The organism is Faecalicoccus pleomorphus DSM 20574 (genome assembly GCF_000420345.1).
In the GTDB taxonomy this organism is placed as follows: domain Bacteria; phylum Bacillota_I; class Bacilli_A; order Erysipelotrichales; family Erysipelotrichaceae; genus Faecalicoccus; species Faecalicoccus pleomorphus.
Map to the genome: position 1 here is coordinate 1 of NZ_ATUT01000012.1, position 24,111 is coordinate 24,111.

Below are 24,111 nucleotides of genomic sequence, written 5' to 3' on the forward strand. Positions count from 1 at the left end.
TCCATATTTTGTATCAAACTTTCTTTGATAGGAACCATTTCTAGAATTTTCGTTATTGGTTCTAGCGTATGGTTCATAATCAAGAAAAGCCGTCAACTCATATGCGAGTATTTCATTGAGAGATTTCTCCAACTCTGAACGAAACAGTTCAGTTACAGCCTGTTCAAAAGCTGGAAGATTGTTGTCATTAGAAAATAGGTTTTTCATTAAAGATGTAGTAAAATAGTTCATGGGTATATTCCTTTCGTAAATTGTTTTTGGTCGAACTAATTTTACTAAGGATATACCTTTTTTTCTATATTTCCAGAAAAACGAATTTACACAAGATATTTTATGCTATCAAATATCAGAAATGATAATACAAATAAGGAGTTCGAATAGTATATAAAATTAAAAAGCTGTTTAACGTTACCAAAATCGATAAAATGTCAAAAATGGTAAAGTTAAATGGCTTTTTTAGGTTCTCCAAACTTTAACGGGGCATTACCAAACTAGTTGGGTATTTAACTAGGATCTGTGATTTATCCAAAGTTAGTTGGGGAACTTAACCGGGTTCTAAGAATAGTGAAACCTCTGGAAGATATAGAATCCAGAGGTTTTTTTAATGTCCAGACATTGATGATAAATTTGAAATAAAAAATATTAGAAATCTTCAGGGACGATCAAGACAAACCCTAGTGCAAACATGCCGTATTCAAGTCATTAATATGTATTAGTAATGTTAGTTTCATATAATTTTTAATATCTTATTTAATCTCTTTATATAGGGACTACTTTATTTAAAGCAATAGGTTTCCTTTACTTCCTACAGGATTTTATACTTTAGACGATAAACAGATTTTAATAAATGATACTATCTTTCTTGAAAAAACTCCTCCTTGATCTATAAATAATAATGCTATAATGAAGAAGCAAATAAAAACGGAAAGAAATTTATTATGGAAAAATATTTTGTATCGAATAATAAACTGCTAGGTACTAAAGTGCTCACAACTGTTGAAAATGAATTATCTAAATGCACTTCTTTTTCTATTAGTGTAGCTTTTATTACTTATGGTGGATTGGTTACTTTATTAGAAACGCTACGAACCTTAGAACAAAAACAAATACCTGGCTATATTTTGACGACAGATTATTTATTGTTTAGTGATCCTAAGGCATTAGATAAATTAAGCCAATTTTCAAACATTGATTTAAGAATGTATTGTTGTGATGGTAAGGATTTAGGTTTTCATACCAAAGGATATATTTTCGATACTGATAATGAATATCATGTTCTAATGGGAAGCTCTAATCTTACTTTAAATGCACTTACAAAAAATATTGAATGGAACACCCATCTTGTGATTGATCAAGATGATGCGTATAAGACTTCTTTATTTAATGAGTTTAACCAATTGTGGAATTCAAAAAACACAATACCGTATGCATCGATAAAATCTACATATCAAGAACGCTATAGTAATACTAAGTTCTTAAAAGGTGTCTTAAACTCGTTATCTCAAAAAGCGCAATATCAAGTGTTAAAGCCAAATTTAATGCAAGAGGCAGTTATAAAACATCTACAAGATTCATATAATAGAGGAGATCAAAGAGGTTTACTAATTTCGGCAACAGGTACAGGAAAGACATACGCTTCAGCTTTTGCGATACAAAGTGTAAAGCCTAAAAGAGTTTTGTTTTTGGTTCATAGAGAACAAATCGCAAAACAAGCGTTGGAGAGTTATAAAAAAGTATTTAAAGAGTATGGAAGCTATGGGCTTTTATCAGGAAACTCTAAAGAATACGATGCGACATTCTTATTCTCAACGATGCAGATGATGGCTAAAGATGAATCGCTGTCCCATTTTTCAAAAGGTGCATTTGATGTGATCGTAATTGATGAAGTACATCGAGCAGGTGCCAGGAGTTATCAAAAAATTATGTACTATTTTGAGCCTAAATATTGGTTTGGAATGAGTGCTAGTCCTGAAAGAACGGATGATTTTGATATCTATTCTCTATTTGATCACAACATTTTATATGAGATTCGGCTTCAACAAGCTCTAGAAGATAATCTATTATGCCCGTTTCATTATTTTGGAATTCGTGATTTAGAAATTGATGGTGAGGTATTTGATGATACAACAGGGTATCGGAAGTTTTCTAAGCTAGTTAGCGATCTTCGTGTGGAATATATTATTGATCGAGCTAATTTTTATGGTTATTCGGGTGATCGACCCAAAGGCCTAATTTTCTGTAGTAATAAAGAAGAAGCAAAAGAGCTATCTAGAAAATTCAATGAAAGAGGTATTCCGTCTGTTGCTTTGACTGGGGCTGATTCACAAGAGCATCGGGAGGATTGTATTGAACGTTTAGTCAGTGATACAAGAAAAGATTATTTAGAGTATATTTTCACTATTGATATTTTTAATGAAGGAGTGGACATTCCAGAAATTAATCAAGTTTTAATGTTGCGGCCAACACAAAGTGCAATTATTTTTGTCCAACAATTAGGTCGTGGGCTAAGAAAAACAAAAGATAAAGAGTTTGTAGTGATTATTGATTTTATTGGAAATTATAAAAATAACTTTTTGATTCCTATTGCCTTATCCGGTGATCGTTCCTATAACAAAGATACGATACGAAGATATTTACAGGAAGGAAATAAAATGATTCCGGGAAGCTCTACAATTCATTTTGATGAAATATCGAAAAAAAGAATTTATGACTCAATCGATACCGCAAACTTTAATGACGTACGATTGATTAAAGATTCTTATTTACAACTAAAGTATAAGTTGGGTAGGATGCCAAATTTAATGGATTTTGACGTTTTTGGGTCTATTGATCCTTTACGTATATTTGATAATAAGAATTTGGGTTCTTATCATATGTTTTTAAAAAAATATGAGAAACAATATGAGGTATCTTTTACACTATTAGAAGAAAAGTTCTTAGAATTCATCTCCAGAAAATTTGCTTCTGGTAAAAGGCCACATGAGCTATTAGCCATTCATCATTTAATTTATCAAGGGGAAAATTTATTTTCTTATTTAAAAGAGGCACTAAAAGATCAATATCAAATTGAAATGACAGAACAGACAAAAGTAAATTTAATTAATTTATTAACTAATGAATTTGCGACAGGAAGCGGGAAAAAGACATATGCGAAATGTATTTTCATTCAATCGGATGGAGAAGATTATCGGATATCAAATGTATTTGCTAGCTTGTTAGAAAACAAGGAATTTAAAAAACAAGTCGATGAGGTTGTACAATTCGGATTATATAGAAATCATCAGGAATACAGTCGACGTTATGAAAACACATCTTTTCAACTATATTCTAAATACACCTATGAAGATGTCTGTCGTCTTTTAGAGTGGGAAAAGGGAGAGGTTCCGTTAAATATTGGTGGATATAAGTACGATAAAAATACAAATACGTATCCTGTATTTATCAATTATGATAAAGAAGAAGGGATTGCGGATACAGTAAAGTACGAAGATCACTTAGTCTCTCCGGATAAGTTAATTGCGATTTCAAAGTCAAATCGTACTGTTAGCTCTGATGATGTGCAAACCGCATTAAACTCCGAAAAAAGGGGAGTAGATATGGAATTATTTATTCGTAAGAATAAAGATGATAAAATATCGAAAGAATTTTATTATATGGGAAAAATTATCCCTACAGGTTCGTACAAAGAATTTGTTATGCCAAATACTGATTCTACAGCAGTAGAAATAGAGTATCAGCTTAAGACACCTGTAAAAGAAGATTTGTATGATTATATTGTAAATTCATAAAGGAAGGAAAAATGGAAAGAAAAATAGTAGAAGTCGTGGCAGCTGTAATACGAGATCAAGATAAGATTTTTGCGACACAGCGTGGTTATGGTGAGTTTAAAGATGGTTGGGAATTTCCTGGTGGAAAGATAGAATCAGGTGAAACACCTCAACAAGCTTTAATTCGAGAAATACAAGAAGAATTGGATACAGAAATAGAAGTAGGGAAATTAATTGATATTGTAGAGTATGACTATCCTACATTCCATTTAAAGATGCATTGTTTTTGGGCCGGAATAAAAAAAGGTGATTTAATTCTAAAAGAACATGAAGCATCGAAATGGTTGACTAAGGAAACGATACATTCAGTAGAGTGGCTTCCTGCAGATTTAGGACTTATTGATAGGATTGAAGAATTGTTATGATTTGATATTGAAATTAGATACATTGGTTTTAAAGGAGATAAAAATGCAACAGGCGATAAAAGAGATTTTAGAGTTCAACCAAGAACGAGATTGGGATCAATTTCACTCTCCAGAAAACTTGGCGAAATCTATTTCGATTGAAGCAGGAGAGTTGTTAGAATGTTTTCAATGGGATTCTGAATATGATAAAGAACACGTGTGTGAAGAGTTAGCTGATGTAGTAAATTATTGTATTTTGATGGCAGATCGATTAGGTGTAGATTTACAAAAAATTTTATTAGAGAAATTAGAGAAAAATAGGCAAAAATATCCAGTCGATAAGGCAAAAGGAAATTCTAAAAAATATAACGAATTATGATTGTTTATCAAGAAACGAAACAACAGTTTTTAGATGATGTGCGACTGGATTTAATCGAAGAAAAAATCGAGGAAAAAGTTAGAGAAAAGCTACACAAAAAAACTGCCTATAATGAGTTTCTATCTTGGATGAACTCTATGCAATATATGTATAAAGTGATGGAAGATAAGCGAATTCCAAAAGACAGTAAGATAGCCATAGAATATAGAATTCCAAATTCAAATAAACGAGTAGATTTTATCATTTGCGGCGAAGACTCATGTCATAGAGAAAGTGCTGTAGTAATCGAGCTAAAACAATGGCAGCATGTGGAAAAAGTAGAGACCAAAGATGCAATCGTGAAAACACCATTACAAGGGCGATTGACAGAAACTAGCCATCCATCTTATCAAGCTTGGTCATATGTTTCTTTGATAAAAGACTATAACGAAGATGTGCGAAAATATAAGATTTTTTTACAGCCATGTGCTTATTTGCACAATTATAGATTGCAAGAAGAAGATGATTTAACCGCTTCTTGTTATGAATATTATATGGAAAAGGCCCCAGTATTTACACGAGGGGATACAAATAAACTAGCTTCTTTTATCGCAAAATATATTAAGAAGGGAAATCCTGAGGTTTTATATCATATCGATAATGGAAAAATTATTCCTAGTAAGTCCTTACAGGACAGTTTAACTTCTATGTTAAAAGGAAATCAAGAATTTACTCTAATCGATGAACAGAAAGTGGTTTTTGAAAAAGCAATTGAAATTTCGAAAAAAGAAACAAAAAGGAAAAAAGTATATATAATTCATGGGGGACCTGGTACAGGTAAATCTGTTTTGGCTATTAATTTATTAGTTTCTATTTTGAATTTAAGTCAGAATGTAATGTATATTACAAAGAATTCAGCACCAAGAGAAGTTTATAGAAAAAAACTGACAGATGGTAAATATCGAAAAGCGTATATAGATAATTTATTTAAAGGATCGGGCTCATTTACTGAATCGGAAAACAATGATTTTGATTGTTTAATTGTAGATGAAGCGCATCGACTAAATGAAAAGTCGGGAATGTTTCAAAATAAAGGTGAAAATCAAGTTAAGGAAATAATTCATGCATCCAAAACAAGCATTTTCTTTGTAGATGATTTTCAGATGGTGACGACTAAAGATATTGGAAGTACGAATGAAATCAAGAAATGGAGCAACTATTTTAATGCCGAAATATATGAAGATACATTATTATCACAATTTCGGTGCAATGGGAGTGATTCTTATCTTTCTTGGATCGATAACGTTTTAGAAATCAATACAGAATCGATCGATGAGTTTGATTGGGATTATGATATTCGCATATGTGACACACCTCAAGATGTATATAATTTGATTTTAGAGAAAAATAAAACCAATAATAAATCTAGAATGGTGGCAGGATATTGTTGGAATTGGATATCTAGTGGTAAAAATAATACCAATGTCTATGATATTCAAATAGAAGATTTTGGAATGTCTTGGAATTTGGGAGCTTCAAATACATGGGCAATTGATCCAGAATCAGTTCATGAAATCGGATGTATTCACACATGTCAAGGATTAGAATTTGATTATGTTGGAGTTATTATTGGGGATGATTTACGTTATGATCATGGAATAATTACAGATTTCACAAAAAGGGCGAAAACGGATCAATCTATTAAAGGTTTGAAAGGAATGCATAAGAATAATCCGAAAAAAGCGGAAGAAATTGCAGATCGTATTATAAAAAATACATATCGTACGCTTTTAACACGTGGGCAAAAGGGGTGTTACATTTACTGTGTTGATGAAAAGCTACAAGAGTATTTGAAAATGAGATTGGCAAAATCAGGAAAATAGGCAGTTATTAGAGTTCTATATAAATTGGCTATATTTGTAACTCTACTAAAATAAGAGAAAAAGCTATACTTTGAGTGTTTAGATAAACAAAATGATTTAGTTTATTTTGCTTTTAGTTAGTTTAAATTAGTAAGGTTTTAGCTTTTATTTGACACGAATATAAATATATTTAGCTTATTTATCGAAGGGGGATCTTATGAATATACGTACCGCATCCATGCAGGATATTGAAGAAATCAGTGCCATTGAAAACGAGTGTTTTCCACCAGAACAGGCATGTACAAGAGAACAGTTTAAACAAAGACTGACCTATTATCCCGAGCATTTTTGGCTATTAGAAAAAGATGGAGAAATTATCAGCTTTGTTGACGGATTCTGCACGGATGAAGAAACGCTAACGGATGAAATGTATGAAAAGGCAGAACTGCATAATGAATCAGGAAAGATACAGATGATCTTTGGTGTCAACACATTACCGGCTTATCGTAAAAAAGGATATGCTTCCTTATTGATTCGATATATAATAGAACAGTCGCAAAAACAAGGACGTAAAGCCATCATATTGACATGTAAAGAAGAAAAAATTCCATTTTATGAACATTTAGGATTTGAAAATCAAGGCTTATCTTCTTCCGTACATGGTGATGTGCAGTGGTATCAAATGATAAGGAGACTTTAAAAGATGAAGGTAGAACAAATATTACAAAAATCCAGAGAGAATATGAATGATTTATGTAAGTCATGTCCGGTTTGTAATGGAAGAGCTTGCCGCAATACGATACCGGGGCCCGGTGCAAAAGGTAGCGGTACGGTCGCCATTCGAAATTATGATGCCTGGAAAAATATTCATCTTGTGATGGATACGATTTGTGAAAATACACCGGTATCAACGCAGACGAATCTATTTGGCCATACATTCCGCCTACCAGTGTTTGCAGGACCGGTAGGTGCTGTAAGTATGCATTACGGAGATGCTTATGTGGATCAAACCTACAACAAAGTGCTGATCAAAGCCTGTAAAGATGCCGGAATTATGGCTTTTACCGGCGATGGAATGGATGATCAGATCATGATCGGAGCAACCCAAAACATCAAGGAAAATGATGGAATCGGTGTTCCTACTATTAAACCATGGGCTAAAGAAATGGTGGTCGAAAAATTAAAGCTGGCTAAAGAAGCCGGTGCTTTGGCCATCGCCATGGATATTGATGCAGCCGGTTTACCATTCTTAAAAGGGTTTGTACCACCGGCAGGAAGAAAAAATGTAAAAGAATTAAAAGAAATCGTGCAGGAAATCAATGTACCTTTTATTGTGAAAGGAATTTTGAGTGTGAAAGGGGCCTTAAAGGCTAAAGAAGCAGGCGCTTCTTGCATCGTTGTCAGCAATCACGGTGGTCGTGTTTTAGATGATACGCCAGCTACGGCCGATGTATTAGAAGAAATCGTACAAGCTGTAGGTAAAGATATGACCATTCTGGTTGATGGAGGTATTCGCAACGGGCAAGATATTTTTAAGGCGCTGGCACTAGGAGCGGATGGTGTTTTGATTGCTCGACCTTTTGTGAATATGATTTATGGTGCACAAGAGGAAGGCGTCAAGGCACTTGTTGATCAACTGGAACAAGAACTGATAGATACGATGGAAATGTGCGGCGCATCTACAATTCAGGAAATCACACGCGATATGGTACGATAATGAGAAACTATAACGTTTGAAATGAAGAATCAATCGTTATAGTTTTTTTTTACAATATTCAAGGTAGGAAGCAAATTTCACTGAAGATAAACAGACATCTTTTCCCAAAAGATATAAATATCTCTTCATAGAACATATGAATTCGTATATGCTATAATGAGGTGCAAAAAAGGAGATATGTTATGTCAATTCAATTACCGAAAAACTATATACAACAGATGAAAGAGCTTCTTAAAGATGAATTTGAAGCTTATATGCAAAGTTTTGAACAAGAACGCTATTATGGTTTGCGCATCAATACAAACAAAATCAGTGTAGAAGACTTTTTGAAAATATCTCCTTTTCAATTAAAACCAATTCCCTGGGCAGATAATGGCTTTTATTATCAAGGCAATCAAAAGCCTGCCAAGCATCCATATTATTATGCCGGTTTATACTACCTTCAGGAACCTTCGGCCATGTTGCCGGCACAAGTTTTGCCGATAGAAGAAGGTGAATATGTGTTAGATACTTGTGCTGCACCGGGTGGAAAAAGTACAGAGCTGGCAGCTAAATTACAGAATACTGGTTTATTATTATCCAATGATATCAGTACATCGCGCTGTCAGGGATTGATCAAAAACATTGAATTGTCTGGCTCTTACAATACTTGGGTATGTAGCGAAGATCTTGTAGATCTTTCAAAACGATTTAAAGAAACATTTGATAAGATTTTAGTGGATGCACCGTGTAGCGGAGAAGGGATGTTTCGAAAAGAGCCGCATTTAATCAGCAGCTGGCAAGAAAGAGATGATACGTATTATCCACCCATTCAAAAAGACATTCTTTCCTGTGCCGTAGACATGTTGAAACCGGGAGGAAAAATCGTGTACTCGACATGCACTTTCTCAATAAAGGAAAATGAAGAAGTCATTCAGGATGTATTGCAGCGACATTCCGATCTGCATCTAGTTCCTATTTCTAAAATGCCAGGCTTTGCAAGTGGCGTTGGCATGGAAGAATGTGTGCGACTCTATCCTCATAAAATAAAAGGAGAAGGGCACTTTGTGGCTCTGTTACAAAAAGAGGGGGATGCTACTAAAAAGATCTGCAAAAAGGAGAACATTTCCTTACCGGAATCTTTTAAAGAATTTTTACAGATGTGTTCCTTTGATTTCTCTAAAGGGTGCTTTTCGATCAAAAACGATAAGATCATCTGGAGTCCTCAACAGCTTTCTGAACAGAAAAGGTGGCGTTTATTACGTTCTGGTCTAATTTGTGGGGGAATCAAAAAAAACCATTTTGAACCAAGTCAGGCATTCGCCCTTGCCCTTAAAAAAGAGGAATTTAAGAATACGGCAGATTTATCTGTGGATGATCCAAGAGTGATTAAATATTTAAAAGGGGAAACGATTGATATCAAAGATCAGGATACTACATCAAAAGGATGGATTTTAGTTTGTGTAGATGGATATCCATTAGGTTTTGGAAAGATAGATAAAGGAATCATAAAAAATAAATATGCGAAAGGATGGCGTTGGCAGTGAGACTGGATAAATTTCTTTCCCATATGGGATATGGAACTCGAAATGAAGTTAAAAACATCATCAAAAACGGATGGGTGACGATTGAAGGTAAAACCATTAAAAAAGCAGATTTTCAAGTTAAAGAAGACCAAACGGTTTATGTGGATGATGTACCCGTCTCTTATGTTCGTTATGAGTATTATATTTTAAATAAGCCGGCTGGATATGTCAGTGCAACAGAAGATACTTTGCATCCTACAGTTATGGAATTAATCCCAAGTATTCGAAATGATCTCTATCCTGTTGGTCGTCTTGACCTGGATACGGAAGGCTTATTGTTGGTTTGTAACGATGGACAGCTCACCCATGAGCTTTTGTCTCCCAAAAAGCATGTTTTGAAAAAGTATTATGCAGAGTTTGAAGGAACCTTGCCGGAAAATGCTGTTGAAATCTTTGCTCAACCTATGGACTTAGATGACTTTATTACCAAGCCTGCTAAATTGGAGGTTTTAGATCAAGATAAAGCGTATTTGACAATCAGTGAAGGAAAGTTCCATCAAGTGAAACGAATGTTTCTAAAGGTAGGTTGTGAAGTAACGTATTTACAAAGAGTATGTTTTGGACCATTGGAACTCAAAGACCTAGAAATTGGCCAAGCTAGAGCGCTTACACCGGAGGAGATAGAATTGTTAAAAACACACAACGATTAAATATTTATTTAATGTTTATGTAAATTTTGATGTTTATATAAATCCAATAGGGGTTCTAAAAATTTACAAAATCTCCTAAATCAATTATAATAACCACGCATTTTGTGTTTAGGAGAGTTTTTATTGAATTCAACGGAGGGAGATTTTGTATGATTCAGTTTTTTCAAAAAAATATAGAACCAAATAAAAAATTAAAGACTTTCGAAATAATTGTCCTAATTCTATTGATCATAGGGTCTATTGTTTCGTATGGAGTAGGATTATCTAAAGTGCATTCGAATGTAGGCAATCTTCAATTTGTTCAAAGTTTGCAAATGACACGTGATACGGAACTGGAAGATTACGATGGTGAAGAAAATGCGATGTGTGATGTAACATATCGAAATGGTGATAAAGAATTGGTTATTACGCTACCTTATGAAGAGTATGAGCAGCTAGATTCTGAAACCATTACTGCATATGAGTTTGAAAGTGCTAATGGAACGAAGCTTTATTTTGATCATGAAGATGTCAGTCAACAAGAGGCACAGTATTCTTATGAGCAGACAATGGCCAATCAGTCCATGCCGATCTTTAACTTTGCCAATGCATCGATCATTCTGGTCTTGTCTCTTTTGATCATGATGTTGTTTTCAAGACAATTTACGACCTATGAGAAATCTTGGTTTATGTCAATCATGGTGTTGGCTACCATATTCTCTGTGTTATTCCCGGAAGAAAGTGCAAATGGAATCAATGGAATATTGATCATGTTGTTGTATCTGTTAGATACGTTCTTAAATATTTTGTGTGAACTTCTAATATCAAAACAATCCAGGTATAATTTCTTGGTTTCAGTGTTAGTGGAAATCACCGAAATTGTCATGTCTCTAGTCTTGATGTATCGTTTTGCGACACTGGCAACGACATTGTTGTTCTGGTTGCCGATCGACATCATCAGTTACATCAACTGGTCAAGGCATAAGGATGAAAAAGAAAGTGAATTAACGGTTGTTCGCCGCTTAAAAGGATGGCAGGAAGTGCTGGTGATTGCCGGAATTATCGTATGGACAGTAGTCATTGGATACTTTATCAGTGGATTGGATATCACAACGGATTTCTATCATAACCAAACACTGGAAACAGCGGTTGTCTATATTGATGCTTGTGCCTCGGCTGTGGGTATTGCCAATGGATTGTTTATCTTTTTCAGATTCAGAGAACAATGGATTGCCTGGTATATTTGTGCGGCTTTAGAAGCAGTGATCAACATTATTTCCGGACAGTACGTGTTGTTGATCCTAAAACTGGGATACTTTACCAATACAACATACGGATATATTAAATGGAGCAAATATATCAAATCCCATCAGGAACAGGAGAAACTATCGATCTTCTGATAAATTCTTGAGGATATGATTTAGAACTGATACAATAAACTATGTAGAAAATAAGAAATGGGAGTGAAAATTATGGCTATTTCTGCAGGAGATTTTAGAACAGGATTAACATTGATCGTAGATGGAGATCCATGGCAGGTTTTAGATTTTCAACATGTAAAACCGGGAAAGGGAGCTGCCATCTTAAAAACAAAGATGAAAAACTTAAAAACAGGCAATACACAAGAACGAAATTTTAACGCTTCAACAAAATTTGAACAGGCACAAATTTCTAAGAAGACAGCACAGTACTCTTACCAGGCCGATAATACTTACTATTTTATGGATATGGAAACATACGATACTTATGAACTGAGTGAAGATCAGGTTGGATTCAATAAATATTTTATCGTGGAAGGGGCAGAAGTTTCTCTGATGTTCTTTGAAGGGGACTTGTTATCTGTATCCGTTCCGGAAAAAGTTGAATTGACAGTAGCTGAAACAGATGCGGCCATCAAGGGAGCACCGTCTAACCAGACCAAAGATGCAGTGACCGATACAGGACTTTCATTGCGAGTTCCACAGTTCATCGAACCAGGCGAAAAAATCATTGTATTCTCAACGGATGGGAAGTATGCAGGAAGAGCTTAATTGGCTCTTCTTTTTCACATTATGAACAAAGTTGTTTTAATTACCGGCGGGGCTTGTGGTATCGGCAGAGCTATCGCCTTGGAATTAGCCAAAAATAAATATGATATCGTGATCAATTATCTGACTTCAAAAAAAGCAGCACTATCTTTAGAAAAAGAAATCGTGCAAACCTATAGAGTGCGTTGCATGTCAATTTGTGCAGATGTTTCTGATGTGGAACAGGTCGATCAGATGGTGACAAAAATAGAGGAAGAATTGGGCGGTGTTGATATCCTGATCAATAATGCGGCAATCGATCTTTCTAATTTATTTCATTTGAAGAATGCAGAGGAATTTCGTCGAACACTGGATGTGAATGTGGTTGGTGCTTTTAACTGCAGCAAACGTGTATATCGATATATGTTGGATCAGGAGTATGGTCGGATCATAAACATTGCTTCTACAAATGGGATCAATACATATTATCCGATGTGTATCGATTATGATGCTTCCAAAGCAGCTTTGATTTCTGTAACGCATAATTTAGCTTTTGAGTTTGCTCCCTATATTCATGTGAATTGTATTGCGCCGGGATTTATCGGAACAGAAAATGAGTTGGATGGCTATGATGAAGAATTTTTAAAGGAAGAAGTGGAGAAAATAATGGTAAAGCGATATGGAGATCCAAAGGAAGTAGCCTATCTTGTAAAGTTTTTGATCAGTGAGGAAGCAGATTATATAAACAATACTGTCATACGAATCGATGGCGGCCAGGTAGGCAGTTGCTAAAACGAAGATGGGATATATCAAACTTTTTAATGATTGAGATTTCTTGTCTATAAATTTTGATGTTTCGAGTATAACTGAGTTAAATTTCAAACAAATTGAGAAAATACTTTTTGAATAAAAACTTTTTCTATTTCTTTTTAAATTCAATCTAAACAAACAACACACCACGTCGCACTCTCTCATAGAGCGAGGGATAGAAATGTTGACTTGATGATGACTATACATAGATGTACGAATTAAAACATTAAATGATCCCAACAAATGAATTATCACATAAGAAATGCACTTTTTGTGCATTTTTTTCATCTTTGTATTGATTCCTTCTTTAAACCATGTATAATATTTTTGTTTCTTTAAATAAACTAAAAGTTTAGTATCAGAAAACAAAGAGGTGATATCATGAAGATAGGTGCCAAAATCAAAGAATTAAGAACACGTAATGGTCTGACACTGGAAGAACTAGCTTCCCGCAGTGAACTGACCAAAGGATTTTTGTCGCAGTTAGAAAGAGATTTGACATCACCTAGTATCTCTACCTTAGAAGATATATTAGAAGCTCTAGGTACAAATTTAAGTGAGTTTTTTCAATCTACACCGGAACAACAAATCACCTTTGGTAAAAATGATTTCTTTGTGGACGAAAGAGATGAGCATACCGTTGAATGGATCGTTCCCAATGCACAGAAAAATGAAATGGAGCCTATACGCATCACGATTCATCCTGGATGTACTTCCTTTATTATGAAGGCAAACGAAGGTCAGGAATTTGGCTATGTACTCAATGGGCAGGTAGAGCTTGTCATCGGTAAAAAAGTGTATTCTATGAAGGCAAAAGAAACATTTTATCTGAACGGAGCACGAAGCCATTTTATTCGAAACAAAGGCAAAAAAGATGCGGTTCTATTGTGGATTGCAACACCACCGATGTTTTAACAGAAAGGGGAATTGACAGATTATGGAGAATGAAAGAAGAAAATTGATCCAATTTCAGAATATCGTAAAAGATTTTGACGGACAGATCGTTTTAAAAGGGATTGATTTGGATATTTATGAGAATGAATTTGTGACACTGTTAGGACCCAGTGGTTGCGGAAAGACAACCTTATTAAGAATTTTAGGAGGATTTCTGGAACCGACAGAAGGCCATGTGATCTTTGATGGACATGATATTTTAAAATTGCCTCCTTATAAAAGAGAATTAAATACAGTTTTTCAAAAATATGCTCTTTTTCCGCATATGAATGTATATGACAATATAGCCTTTGGCTTGAAGATCAAAAAAATGTCAAAGGATATTATTGAACAAAAAGTCATGAAAATGTTGAAATTGATCAATCTGGAAGGTTATGAGAAAAAGAATGTTACTTTGCTTTCCGGTGGGCAACAACAGCGTGTTGCGATTGCCCGTGCTTTAGTCAATGAACCATCTGTTCTTTTGTTGGATGAGCCGTTAGGAGCCTTAGATCTAAAGCTTCGAAAAGAAATGCAGTATGAGTTGAAACGTATCCAACAGGAAGTAGGAATCACCTTTATTTATGTAACACATGATCAGGAAGAAGCTTTGACGATGTCCGATAAGATCGTTGTGATGAAAGACGGGGAGATTCAACAAGCCGGCACACCACAAGATATCTACAATGAACCGGTAAATCGATATGTAGCTAACTTTATCGGAGAAAGTAATATTGTGCCTGGGCGTATGCTGGAAGATAAAAAAGTTCGATTTGATGACATAACATTTGACTGTGTGGATGTCGGTTTCAAGGAAAATGAGCCGGTTGATGTTGTGATCCGTCCGGAAGATATTGACATTGTTTCTGCTGAGCAAGGTAAAATGACTGGAACAGTGGAAAGTGTTCTCTTTAAAGGAGTTCACTATGAAGTGATGGTGGAGACTGTTCCCGGAACACATGTTACGGTAAATATGCATGTTCGAAAAAATGAAAATATCTATAGTGAAGATCGAAAAGAGGCTATCAGCGCCAATGACTTTTATCTGGATCTGGAAGATATGAAAGATATCGACGATAAAGAAATTGTAGCTCGTGCGGATGCGCAGGCTTGGAATCCAGAGACAGAAGAATATATTTCAATTAAAGTTGATACCGATCTCAAAGAGGAGATCGGAGAATATGCGGTTACCTTCTCTACTAACTCCGGAACGCAGGTCACAAGAAAAATTTGGGTTGTGGATCAGCGCGTTGTTGAGAATAAAAAGGCGAATGAAGCTGTCAGTGCTTTTAACTTCTTTAAATCAAAAGATGAAATCTTAGAATCGCCGGCCTTGGATACGGATTTAAAAACTTGGGCCAATGCACAGGGATGGAAGCTGGATAATGAAGAAGAAGGCATCGATCTAAGCGTAGATTATGACTTTGATCCGGAAACGATAACGGAAGGAATTTACAAGGTTACATTCTGGACAACAGGACGTGAATTTAAGATTCATACAACAGATTTTGTGGAAGAAGGCAAAGAGGTCGGCTTAACTTTCTTCCCGGAAGATATTCATGTTATGGAGAAGATGGAGTTTTAAATGAAACGTTTTTCACAATTGGCCATTCCGTATGTAGTTTGGGTTATTTTGATGATTTTGTTGCCAATGTTGTTGATATTGTTTTACGCGTTTACCACACAAGGAAACGAAATTGTCAACTTTACCTTTACGTTTGACCATTTTATTCGTTTTTTTACCGACCATGACTTTTTATTGATTTTATGGAGATCTTTAGTTATTGCGTTTAAAACCACTGTGATTTGTGTGTTGTTAGGGTATCCGATTGCGTATTTTATTGCGCGAAGTTCAGATCGGGTTCGAAATATCCTGGTACTGGCTATTACATTACCAACCTGGATCAATATGCTGGTGCGAACCTATTCCTGGATTGGGCTTCTTTCGGAAGGGGGTATTCTACAAAACTTGTTTGGATTGCAAGATACAGAGCTTCTTTATACAGAAGGGGCTGTACTGCTGGGAATGGTTTATAACTTTATTCCATTTATGATCTTGCAGATCAATACTTCTCTTTGTAAGATGGATTCTTCATTGCTGGAAGCCAGTGCTGATCTTGGTGCCAATAAGCTGCAGACGTTTTTGCGCGTAACTTTCCCATTGTCGCTTTCTGGCGTGATCAGTGGAATTGCCTTAGTATTCTTACCGGCTGTAAGTTCCTTCTTTATTCCAAAACTGTTAGGAGGCGGACAGTTCTTCCTGATCGGTAATGTGATTGAAAACCAGTTTATTACGGTTGGTGAGTGGAACTTCGGTAGTGCTATTTCCATGATCATGGCCGTGATCATGATGCTTTGTATGTATCTGATCCGTCGTGTGGATGAGCATAATAACGGAGGGAGGCAGAAGAAGGCATGAAAAAAGAAAAACGCATTTTTGGTAAAGTGCTGATGGTGCTTTCTTTATTGTTCTTCTACGTTCCGATTTTATATATGATCGTATTTTCTTTCAATTCAGGACGATCTTTGACGAATTTTGAAGGTTTCAGTCTTCGCTGGTATGAGCACATGTTACAAAATCGTGACATGATGGAATCACTTTATACAACGATTACGATTGCTTTGTTAGCAACAGTAGTATCAACGCTTTTAGGAACCATCAGTGCCATCGGACTTTCAAAAAGCCGAAAGTTTCTACAAAAAATCATCTTACAGCTGAATGATTTCCCCATCATGAATCCAGAAATCGTGACCGCAATCGGATTTATGTTGTTGTTTATCACATTCCATGTTGAAAAAGGATATATGACGATGCTTTTAGCGCATATAGCCTTTTGTACGCCATATGTGATTTTAAGTGTCATGCCTAAAATTCGCTCATTAGATCCAAATTTGGCGGATGCGGCTATGGATTTAGGAGCTACACCGTGGCAGGCGTTGATCAAAGTGCTTGTACCGCAGATTATGCCGGGTATCGTTTCGGGAGCTTTGATCGCATTTACAATGTCGTTTGATGATTTCATCATTTCCTATTTTGTAACGGGTGGAGGCGTAAAAAACTTAAGTATTATGGTTTACACCATGAGCAAGCGCATCAATCCAAGCATCAATGCAATATCTACACTGGTTGTAGTATTGATAACGGTAGTCCTTGTGATTATCAATGTAGTACCTATGATTAAGGAGAGAAGGGAGAAAAAACATGAAAAAATTATTGGCTAGTGCCCTAGTGGGTGCCTTGGCACTGGGCATGACCGGATGTTCAGGATCCGGCGGGCAGGAACGTGAGTTCGAAGGACAGGAGCTTCATCTGTATAACTGGGGCGAATATATGGGAGAAAATTTAATCTCGGATTTTGAAGAACAGACAGGTGCCACTGTGAATGTGGATTACTTTGAATCCAATGAACAGATGTATATCAAGGTGGCCAATGGGGAATCTTTTGATGTTTTGGTTCCTAGCGACTATATGATCGAACGTTTGATTCAGGAAGATCTGCTTCAACCATTAGATAAGGATAAACTGACAAACCTGGATCAGTTATCGGATGGTGTCATGGGATTGGATTACGATCCAAATAATGATTACTCGATTCCTTATTTTTGGGGAACTGTAGGTATCGTTTACGATAAAACAAAGGTTAGTGAAGAAGATCTGGAAAAAGAAGGATACAACATTTTCCTGGATACAAAATATAAAGGTGACATTTATCTGTACGATTCAGAACGTGACAGTTTTATGATGGCTTTAAAGGCATTAGGTTATTCGATGAATACGACAAATCAGGATGAATTGAATAAGGCGTATGACTGGCTGGTGCAGTGTGTAGAAACAATGGAACCGGAAATTGTAACCGATGAAATTATCGACAATATGGCGCAGGGACGTAAAGCATTAGGCTTGATCTACTCGGGGGATGCAGCCTATGTTATGTCAGAAAATGAAGACATGGGCTTCTATATGCCGGAAACAGGAACCAACTTATGGAGTGATGCCATGGTTATTCCTAAGAATGCGGAAAATCCGGAACTAGCCCATGCGTTCATTGATTATGTATGTAATTATGATGCGGCTATGGATAACTCCAGCTATGTTGGATATACTTCACCAAATGAAGAAGTTATGAATGAATTAAGTGGTGAAGGTGGAGATTTTGAAGGTATCAATGCCTATATTCCACGTACTGGAAATGATAAAGACGAAGTGTTCAAATATGATGAACAAACGCGTACAATCATTGCCGAACTTTTCAGTAAAGTAAAAGTTGCCGCCAGCAACGTTCAATAAGATAGTAAAAAATGCGACTTTTCTTGATCGATGGATTGGATCATAAGTCGCATTTTTATTTTATTGGTCAACGCTTTGATATCCGTAGAAAGGACGTACGGTTTGAATGGCCAACGATGTATATTTAAAATCTTCTAATTGTTCTTTCTGTACTCGAAAATCAGTGATCAACAGATCGAACACATCTGCTTTGGCAACGCTGAACTGGTGAATGTTGGCAACTTTGGTCGCATCGGCCAATAGAATCTTTTTTCCCGTACATCGAGAGATCATTGCTTCATTGATGGAAACTTCCGGCAGAATGACTGTTGTCATTCCGATTTCGGCATCAATACCGCTGCAGCCTAAAAAGCTCTTGTCAGCAGAAACGCGGTTGACGTTGTTTAAGGCAAAATCACCGACCATGCTTTCTTTGGGATATCGTATTTCTCCACCGGTCAAGACAACGGTGATTTTTGGATCATAGTCGATGAATAACGCTTTTCCATTATTGGTAATGACGGTCACATGCTTGTCATGAATATACCGAAGCATCAATAGTGCAGTCGAACTTGTATTGATAAATATCGTATCGCCTTCTTCTACCAGATTTGCCGCATATTTGGCGATTGCATGTTTATAAGGTTCATTATTGTCTTTGATCTGGTCGTTATTGACAAAGGATTGAATCAGTTTGGCTCCGCCATAATAGCGGATAACAGCTCCCATATCTTCCCAGTATTGCAGATCGCGTCGTATGGTCAAAGGTGCTACATTAAGCTCTTTTGCCAGCTCTTCCACGTTCACTTTTCCTTGTATCTGAATCTTTTCCATGATTTTTTTACGCCGTGCATCGACGATCTCTTTACTCATTTTCATGATTTACCACCTCGATGATTTTTGAAGTTCCTCCGATTTGCCGAATCTTTTTTATACATTCTTCTTCCATGGAATGATTGTGCATGACTCTGCAAAGATTGCTAAACTGGTAATAATAATGAAGCTTTTCACGATTGTTCAAGTTTTGTATATTTGTCTTTTTAAAGCAGTTAAAGCTTTGCTTGTAGTCTTTTCTACTAAATAAGTAGAGGGCATCAATAAAGTCCCAATTATATAAAGGTGATAATTTGTGCCCTTTTACTTTGGCATCTTTCATACGGATGATTTTTGTATATTCTTCCTGAACAATCTTTGTATCCTTTAATAGAAAATGTGCATATAACTGGTTATAATGCCAGATCAAAAGGTTATCTATATTTTGATGAAACATTTTATAATGAGTTTCCATAGTTTCCAACAACGAAGAGGGTTCCAGCATATCGGCATAATACAAAGTATCATAAATCACCTTAGAAGAATTATAAGCTTTAAATATATCTTTTTTTAAAAGATCATCATATTCTTTTTTCCCTTTTTGCGGCATCACATCATAGGCAATCGTTTGAATCGCATGTTGATATAGATGACGTAAATATTCAGCATAAAGTGCTATGGAAAATATCAGGATAAAAAGGATGCCAAATAATAATTTTTGACTGAACTTTTGTGCCGTCATGATAATATAGATAGAATAGATGGCAAAGATGATATAAATGATGCCCATAATAAAGTTGCGGGCTTCTTGTGGAAATGCGGTGGTTAGGCTGTGCCGGAATTTGGTTTAAAACACCACAGGCAAACATTACCGTCGATCTTTGGGCCGGTAATGGAAAAAGAACGCATGGCGATGGCAAAATGAAGGTAGGACATCAGATGGCAAATATGTGCGGATGTCGAAGGCCCATGTTATGTAAGACCGGGACGATTGGGCGTAGAGGATGTGTATGATGACAGTTATACGTGGGAATACGGCAAGGGACAGATACTCAAAAAAGGAAGCAAGATCGCCATCATTGCGACAGGACTGATGGTACAGGAGTCTTTAAAAGCTATCGAACAGCTAAAAGACATCGAACCGACACTGATCAATATTTCCACGATCAAGCCAATCGATGAAGAATTGATCCTGGAAACGGCGAAAACACACGATGTGATCGTAACGATCGAGGAACACAATGTGATCGGCGGCCTGGGCGGAGCAGTAGCCGAAACTCTGGCACCATATGGACTACCATGTCGTCAGTACATGATGGGTATGCAGGACAGTTTTGGACGAAGCGGCAAACCAAAAGACTTATTAGCCCGCTATCATTTGGATGCTTCAAGCATTGCCCAAAAGATCAAAGAAATCATGAAGTAAAAATTACATCTCAAACAAGCAGTGATGATATCGAATCGTTGCTGCTTTTTTATGTAGAAATGAATGGTGTATAATAGAAACCGATGAAAAGGAAAAGAAAAGCTAAAAAGTTACGTATATTTATTTTGATGATGGTCTTGCTTGGTGTACTGACTTTTGTCATTCATTCACTTTTTTCACAAGCGGAAACGACTCCCTCATCCTACTATGATTTAGATCGTTTTGAAAATGCAAGCACAGGCTTTAAGTTCTATAACGATCCGGATTATGAAAGTGAGATTGGAATTGATGTCAGTGAGCACAATGGTACGATTGACTGGGATGCAGTTACAAACACCGGAATCGATTTTGCGTTTATACGTGTCGGGTATCGAGGAGGGATTGAAGGAAAGATTCATGAGGATGCCACATTCGCATACAACATGGAACAGGCACAAGATAGAGGCCTGAAACTGGGTGTTTATTGGTATTCCAGTGCCATCAACACTATTGAACTTCAGGAGGAAATCGATTTTGTGCTGTCTTTAGTTTCTTCGTATTCCATTGATTTGCCAATTGTCTTTGATATGGAATTTTTTGATGAACAAGAAGGTCGAATCAATACATTGAGTATCGAAGAGAAAACAGATTTAGCCTTGATGTTTTGTGATGCGATGGAAGAACATGGGTATGAATCCATGATTTATGGAAACTTAGACTGGTTCTATAATCAACTTGATTTCAGTCGGATTCAGGACAGAAATCTCTGGTATGCGGCTTATCAAGATAAACCGGCCATGCAGGATCGATTCATGATTTGGCAATATTCTCATACAGGAACACTTCCCGGAATATCGACCAATGTGGATATGAACATCATGCCGGTGAAAAATAAATAGGAGATTTTCATGAAAAAGGGCAATAGAAATGCATTGTTGAGTTTGTGTGTTGTAGTATGTATTTGTATCGTGTGTTTTGTCGTATATATGTCACTAAAAGAAGATGAAATATCCTTAGATACACTTCCGGAATATAGCCAAAATGCTTATGTCGCGATTAATGATAATGAACCAGATTTTGAAGAATATGAGATTACAGAAGCACAAACATCCTTTGAAACCTATAATCAACTCGATGAATTAGGACGGTGTACGATGGCGAAAGCCAGTGTCGGAAAAGAGACGATGCCAAAGACAGATCGAGAAAGCATCAGCTCTGTCAAACCAAGTGGATGGCAGAATGAACGTTATGATTTCGTGCCGGGTGGCTGGGTGTATAACCGGTGTCATTTGATTGGATATCAGTTAACCGGTGAAAATGCCAATGCGAGAAACCTGATTACGGGTACCCGCTATATGAATACGGAAGGAATGCTTCCTTTTGAGAACGAGATTGCCGAGTATGTGAAAGCTACCGGTGAAAATGTTCTTTATGAAGTGACACCGATTTATGAAGGTGAAAATCTGGTTGCCAGTGGTGTGCATATGCAGGCATGTTCGGTAGAAGATGATTGCGAAAGCCTGGCATTTAATGTTTATGCATACAATGTTCAACCGGGTGTAGAGATAGATTATGCGACCGGAGAAAACGAGAAAGAATAAGGAGGAAACGATATGTCTTGTACAACAATTTTAGTGGGTAAAAAAGCTAGTTTTGATGGTTCAACGATCATCGCGCGCAACGATGATTCCGGAGCCGGACAATTTACCGAAAAGAAGCTGGTGGTTGTAGAACCAGATCAACAGCCCAAAACCTATAAAAGTGTGATCTCGCATGTAGAGATTGAATTGCCGGATCAGCCTATGCGATATACGGCAGCTCCCAATGCGGTAGAGGGAGAAGGCGTTTGGGCTGCTTTTGGTATAAATGAAGCAGGTGTTGGTATGACGGCTACGGAAACGATTACTTCGAATGCTCGTGTATTAGGAGCTGATCCTTTGGTTGTTTATGATGAAAAGACACAGACACCTGGTGGAATTGGAGAAGAAGATCTTGTTACTCTTGTTTTACCCTATATTCACACTGCGCGAGAAGGTGTACTTCGCCTGGGAAAATTATTAGAAGAATATGGTACCTATGAGATGAATGGAATTGCCTTTTCAGACAAAGATGAAATCTGGTGGTTAGAGACGATTGGCGGACATCATTGGATGGCTCGCAGAGTTCCGGATACTGTTTATGTTGCTATGCCTAATCAATTAGGAATTGATTCTTTTGACTGGAAGGATGCCTATGGTGCACAAAAAGAGTGTATGTGCTCTAGTGATCTGAAAGAATTTGTGGAACAAAATCATTTAGATCTTTCGATGAATGATGTATTTGATCCACGCTGTGCGTTTGGATCTCATGATGATGCCGATCATGTATATAACACGCCTAGAGCCTGGTATATTGAAAAAACATTAAATCCACATACAAAAAAATGGGAAGGCAAACAGGCAGACTATACACCGGAATCCGATGATATTCCGTGGTGCATGGTTCCCGAGAAAAAGATCACAATCGAAGATGTGAAATATTTGTTGTCATCGACTTTTCAGGGAACGGATTATGATCCATATAAAAGCTATGGGGATCGATCAAAAGCCGGTATGTATCGTTCCATTGGTGTGAATCGTACCAGTGTGCTTGGACTGATTCATCAACGTCCGGATCGAGAAGTCTTAGAATGGATTGCCTTTGCGGCTAACAACATGAATGTGATGATTCCTTTCTATCCTCATGTGGATAGTGTGCCGGAATATCTGTCCAATACTACCGACAAGGTTTCTACGGATAACTTTTATTGGACAAGTCGTCTGATTGCCGCGATGGCGGATGCCAGCTTTAAACAATCTCGTAACTTGATTGAACGATATCAAAATAAAGTGGCTGCCAAAGCGCATGAAATAATTCATCAAACTGATGCATTGCTGGCAAAAGAAGAAACAGAACAGCGTAAAAAAGAAATTCGTACACAAGCCAATCAAGCCATTGCCAATATGGTCAAAGAAGCTGCTGATGAAACTCTAGGTAAAGTTTTGTTTGAATTAAGTTCAATCATGAAGAATGCATATGCCCGCAGCGATGCCTAATAAAGTGGAACGAGAAGTAACGCTGTTTATTGCCATGAGCCTGGATGGCTATATTGCCAGTGAGGATGGATGCATAGATTGGCTGCAGGTTTTTGAAAATCAGGAAGGTACTACGAATTCCTATGATATGTTTATAAAAAATACTGATTCTATTATTATGGGCTATACCACATATCATCAATTGATTACCGAAATTACACCTAATCAATGGCCGTATGCCAAACAGGACACATATGTAATTACTCATCGCACTTTAAAAGACAAATCGAATATTTGTTTTGTGAGCCAGGATCCTGTATCTCTGCTCCATGACCTAAAACAAAAAGAAGGTAAAGGAATTTGGGTTTGTGGAGGCGCACAGATTATCACACCTTTAATTGAACAGCAGATGATTGATGTGTATCACATCTCTGTGATTCCTGTTTTACTGGGGAATGGGATTCGGCTATTTCAAAAACAAAAGAGTTTCCAGCCTTTAGAGTTGATATGAACAGTTTCATA

At 36.6% G+C, this 24,111-nt stretch carries 25 protein-coding genes; 22 read left to right on the top strand and 3 right to left on the bottom strand.

Annotated features, from left to right (window positions below):
- Positions 1-231 (bottom strand): transposase (locus tag G413_RS0106285; RefSeq protein ID WP_022789467.1); only part of this gene is annotated, 231 nt, incomplete at its 3' end.
- 707 nt (positions 232-938) lie between these two features.
- Here G413_RS0106285 and G413_RS11110 point away from each other — a divergent pair.
- From G413_RS11110 to G413_RS0106365, 16 genes are all read left to right on the top strand, one after another.
- Positions 939-3,788, top strand: coding sequence for a DUF3427 domain-containing protein (locus G413_RS11110; protein ID WP_022790071.1), 2,850 nt, complete (start codon positions 939-941; stop codon positions 3,786-3,788).
- 11 nt (positions 3,789-3,799) lie between these two features.
- The gene (locus G413_RS0106295) at positions 3,800-4,192 is read left to right on the top strand and encodes a (deoxy)nucleoside triphosphate pyrophosphohydrolase (protein ID WP_022790072.1); all 393 of its coding nucleotides are present in this window, start codon (positions 3,800-3,802) and stop codon (positions 4,190-4,192) included.
- Between the two features lie 43 nt (positions 4,193-4,235).
- Complete coding sequence (locus G413_RS0106300) at positions 4,236-4,550, top strand: nucleotide pyrophosphohydrolase (RefSeq protein ID WP_022790073.1); 315 nt, start codon at positions 4,236-4,238, stop codon at positions 4,548-4,550.
- Positions 4,547-6,412: a DUF2075 domain-containing protein gene (locus G413_RS0106305; RefSeq protein WP_022790074.1), complete on the top strand. Its 1,866-nt coding sequence runs from the start codon at positions 4,547-4,549 to the stop codon at positions 6,410-6,412. Before G413_RS0106300 ends, G413_RS0106305 begins: the two co-directional genes overlap by 4 nt.
- Before the next feature lie 196 nt (positions 6,413-6,608).
- Positions 6,609-7,091: a GNAT family N-acetyltransferase gene (locus G413_RS0106310; RefSeq protein ID WP_022790075.1), complete on the top strand. Its 483-nt coding sequence runs from the start codon at positions 6,609-6,611 to the stop codon at positions 7,089-7,091.
- A gap of 3 nt (positions 7,092-7,094) precedes the next feature.
- Positions 7,095-8,108 carry an alpha-hydroxy-acid oxidizing protein gene (locus tag G413_RS0106315; RefSeq protein ID WP_022790076.1) on the top strand — a complete coding sequence of 338 codons (1,014 nt, stop codon included), beginning with the start codon at positions 7,095-7,097 and terminating at the stop codon, positions 8,106-8,108.
- Positions 8,109-8,290: 182 nt separating this feature from the next.
- The gene (locus G413_RS0106320) at positions 8,291-9,634 is read left to right on the top strand and encodes an RsmB/NOP family class I SAM-dependent RNA methyltransferase (protein WP_022790077.1); all 1,344 of its coding nucleotides are present in this window, start codon (positions 8,291-8,293) and stop codon (positions 9,632-9,634) included.
- Entirely contained in the window at positions 9,619-10,323 is a 705-nt protein-coding gene (locus G413_RS0106325) for a pseudouridine synthase (RefSeq protein ID WP_022790078.1), read from the top strand. Before G413_RS0106320 ends, G413_RS0106325 begins: the two co-directional genes overlap by 16 nt.
- A 149-nt stretch (positions 10,324-10,472) precedes the next feature.
- Positions 10,473-11,702, top strand: coding sequence for a nicotinamide riboside transporter PnuC (gene pnuC, locus G413_RS0106330; protein WP_022790079.1), 1,230 nt, complete (start codon positions 10,473-10,475; stop codon positions 11,700-11,702).
- 72 nt (positions 11,703-11,774) lie between these two features.
- Positions 11,775-12,332: an elongation factor P gene (gene efp / locus G413_RS0106335; RefSeq protein WP_022790080.1), complete on the top strand. Its 558-nt coding sequence runs from the start codon at positions 11,775-11,777 to the stop codon at positions 12,330-12,332.
- A gap of 21 nt (positions 12,333-12,353) precedes the next feature.
- Entirely contained in the window at positions 12,354-13,100 is a 747-nt protein-coding gene (locus G413_RS0106340) for an SDR family NAD(P)-dependent oxidoreductase (RefSeq protein ID WP_027969093.1), read from the top strand.
- Positions 13,101-13,499: 399 nt separating this feature from the next.
- Positions 13,500-14,033 (top strand): helix-turn-helix domain-containing protein, encoded by a 534-nt coding sequence (locus G413_RS0106345; protein ID WP_022790082.1) that lies wholly within the window; start codon positions 13,500-13,502, stop codon positions 14,031-14,033.
- A gap of 22 nt (positions 14,034-14,055) precedes the next feature.
- Positions 14,056-15,636, top strand: coding sequence for an ABC transporter ATP-binding protein (locus G413_RS0106350; RefSeq protein ID WP_022790083.1), 1,581 nt, complete (start codon positions 14,056-14,058; stop codon positions 15,634-15,636).
- The gene (locus tag G413_RS0106355; protein ID WP_022790084.1) at positions 15,637-16,470 is read left to right on the top strand and encodes an ABC transporter permease; all 834 of its coding nucleotides are present in this window, start codon (positions 15,637-15,639) and stop codon (positions 16,468-16,470) included.
- Positions 16,467-17,273, top strand: a complete 807-nt coding sequence (locus G413_RS0106360; protein WP_027969094.1) for an ABC transporter permease — start codon at positions 16,467-16,469, stop codon at positions 17,271-17,273. The genes G413_RS0106355 and G413_RS0106360 overlap by 4 nt, the downstream gene beginning before the upstream one ends.
- Positions 17,254-18,339: an ABC transporter substrate-binding protein gene (locus tag G413_RS0106365; RefSeq protein WP_027969095.1), complete on the top strand. Its 1,086-nt coding sequence runs from the start codon at positions 17,254-17,256 to the stop codon at positions 18,337-18,339. Before G413_RS0106360 ends, G413_RS0106365 begins: the two co-directional genes overlap by 20 nt.
- Before the next feature lie 60 nt (positions 18,340-18,399).
- Here the strand turns inward: G413_RS0106365 and G413_RS11115 are convergent, their stop codons facing one another.
- Both G413_RS11115 and G413_RS11120 read right to left on the bottom strand, forming a co-directional pair.
- On the bottom strand, positions 18,400-19,197 hold the full coding sequence (locus G413_RS11115) for a DeoR/GlpR family DNA-binding transcription regulator (RefSeq protein WP_022790085.1): 798 nt from the start codon (positions 19,195-19,197) through the stop codon (positions 18,400-18,402).
- Positions 19,184-19,921 carry a hypothetical protein gene (locus G413_RS11120; RefSeq protein WP_022790086.1) on the bottom strand — a complete coding sequence of 246 codons (738 nt, stop codon included), beginning with the start codon at positions 19,919-19,921 and terminating at the stop codon, positions 19,184-19,186. Before G413_RS11120 ends, G413_RS11115 begins: the two co-directional genes overlap by 14 nt.
- Positions 19,922-19,941: 20 nt before the next feature.
- Between G413_RS11120 and G413_RS0106380 the strand changes: the two genes are divergently transcribed.
- The 6 genes from G413_RS0106380 (at position 19,942) to G413_RS11135 (ending at position 24,100) form a co-directional block, all read left to right on the top strand.
- A complete protein-coding gene (locus tag G413_RS0106380) occupies positions 19,942-20,145 on the top strand; it encodes a hypothetical protein (RefSeq protein ID WP_081637634.1) in 204 nt (67 codons plus the stop codon).
- Positions 20,123-20,557 carry a transketolase C-terminal domain-containing protein gene (locus tag G413_RS11125; protein ID WP_022790088.1) on the top strand — a complete coding sequence of 145 codons (435 nt, stop codon included), beginning with the start codon at positions 20,123-20,125 and terminating at the stop codon, positions 20,555-20,557. Before G413_RS0106380 ends, G413_RS11125 begins: the two co-directional genes overlap by 23 nt.
- Before the next feature lie 83 nt (positions 20,558-20,640).
- Positions 20,641-21,435: a glycoside hydrolase family 25 protein gene (locus G413_RS11130; RefSeq protein ID WP_081637636.1), complete on the top strand. Its 795-nt coding sequence runs from the start codon at positions 20,641-20,643 to the stop codon at positions 21,433-21,435.
- A gap of 9 nt (positions 21,436-21,444) precedes the next feature.
- Complete coding sequence (locus G413_RS0106395; RefSeq protein ID WP_022790090.1) at positions 21,445-22,137, top strand: DNA/RNA non-specific endonuclease; 693 nt, start codon at positions 21,445-21,447, stop codon at positions 22,135-22,137.
- 12 nt (positions 22,138-22,149) lie between these two features.
- Positions 22,150-23,610 carry a C69 family dipeptidase gene (locus G413_RS0106400; protein ID WP_022790091.1) on the top strand — a complete coding sequence of 487 codons (1,461 nt, stop codon included), beginning with the start codon at positions 22,150-22,152 and terminating at the stop codon, positions 23,608-23,610.
- Positions 23,591-24,100, top strand: coding sequence for a dihydrofolate reductase family protein (locus G413_RS11135; RefSeq protein ID WP_244910588.1), 510 nt, complete (start codon positions 23,591-23,593; stop codon positions 24,098-24,100). Before G413_RS0106400 ends, G413_RS11135 begins: the two co-directional genes overlap by 20 nt.
- Positions 24,101-24,111 lie beyond the last annotated feature (11 nt).

Bases quoted from the DNA above. Each gene is read 5' to 3' on its own strand.
- G413_RS11110 (WP_022790071.1), top strand. From the start codon at position 939: ATGGAAAAATATTTTGTATCGAATAATAAACTGCTAGGTACTAAAGTG.
- G413_RS0106295 (WP_022790072.1), top strand. From the start codon at position 3,800: ATGGAAAGAAAAATAGTAGAAGTCGTGGCAGCTGTAATACGAGATCAA.
- G413_RS0106300 (WP_022790073.1), top strand. From the start codon at position 4,236: ATGCAACAGGCGATAAAAGAGATTTTAGAGTTCAACCAAGAACGAGAT.
- G413_RS0106305 (WP_022790074.1), top strand. From the start codon at position 4,547: ATGATTGTTTATCAAGAAACGAAACAACAGTTTTTAGATGATGTGCGA.
- G413_RS0106310 (WP_022790075.1), top strand. From the start codon at position 6,609: ATGAATATACGTACCGCATCCATGCAGGATATTGAAGAAATCAGTGCC.
- G413_RS0106315 (WP_022790076.1), top strand. From the start codon at position 7,095: ATGAAGGTAGAACAAATATTACAAAAATCCAGAGAGAATATGAATGAT.
- G413_RS0106320 (WP_022790077.1), top strand. From the start codon at position 8,291: ATGTCAATTCAATTACCGAAAAACTATATACAACAGATGAAAGAGCTT.
- G413_RS0106325 (WP_022790078.1), top strand. From the start codon at position 9,619: ATGGCGTTGGCAGTGAGACTGGATAAATTTCTTTCCCATATGGGATAT.
- pnuC (WP_022790079.1), top strand. From the start codon at position 10,473: ATGATTCAGTTTTTTCAAAAAAATATAGAACCAAATAAAAAATTAAAG.
- efp (WP_022790080.1), top strand. From the start codon at position 11,775: ATGGCTATTTCTGCAGGAGATTTTAGAACAGGATTAACATTGATCGTA.
- G413_RS0106340 (WP_027969093.1), top strand. From the start codon at position 12,354: ATGAACAAAGTTGTTTTAATTACCGGCGGGGCTTGTGGTATCGGCAGA.
- G413_RS0106345 (WP_022790082.1), top strand. From the start codon at position 13,500: ATGAAGATAGGTGCCAAAATCAAAGAATTAAGAACACGTAATGGTCTG.
- G413_RS0106350 (WP_022790083.1), top strand. From the start codon at position 14,056: ATGGAGAATGAAAGAAGAAAATTGATCCAATTTCAGAATATCGTAAAA.
- G413_RS0106355 (WP_022790084.1), top strand. From the start codon at position 15,637: ATGAAACGTTTTTCACAATTGGCCATTCCGTATGTAGTTTGGGTTATT.
- G413_RS0106360 (WP_027969094.1), top strand. From the start codon at position 16,467: ATGAAAAAAGAAAAACGCATTTTTGGTAAAGTGCTGATGGTGCTTTCT.
- G413_RS0106365 (WP_027969095.1), top strand. From the start codon at position 17,254: ATGAAAAAATTATTGGCTAGTGCCCTAGTGGGTGCCTTGGCACTGGGC.
- G413_RS11115 (WP_022790085.1), bottom strand. From the start codon at position 19,197: ATGAAAATGAGTAAAGAGATCGTCGATGCACGGCGTAAAAAAATCATG.
- G413_RS11120 (WP_022790086.1), bottom strand. From the start codon at position 19,921: ATGGGCATCATTTATATCATCTTTGCCATCTATTCTATCTATATTATC.
- G413_RS11130 (WP_081637636.1), top strand. From the start codon at position 20,641: ATGAAAAGGAAAAGAAAAGCTAAAAAGTTACGTATATTTATTTTGATG.
- G413_RS0106395 (WP_022790090.1), top strand. From the start codon at position 21,445: ATGAAAAAGGGCAATAGAAATGCATTGTTGAGTTTGTGTGTTGTAGTA.
- G413_RS0106400 (WP_022790091.1), top strand. From the start codon at position 22,150: ATGTCTTGTACAACAATTTTAGTGGGTAAAAAAGCTAGTTTTGATGGT.
- G413_RS11135 (WP_244910588.1), top strand. From the start codon at position 23,591: ATGCCCGCAGCGATGCCTAATAAAGTGGAACGAGAAGTAACGCTGTTT.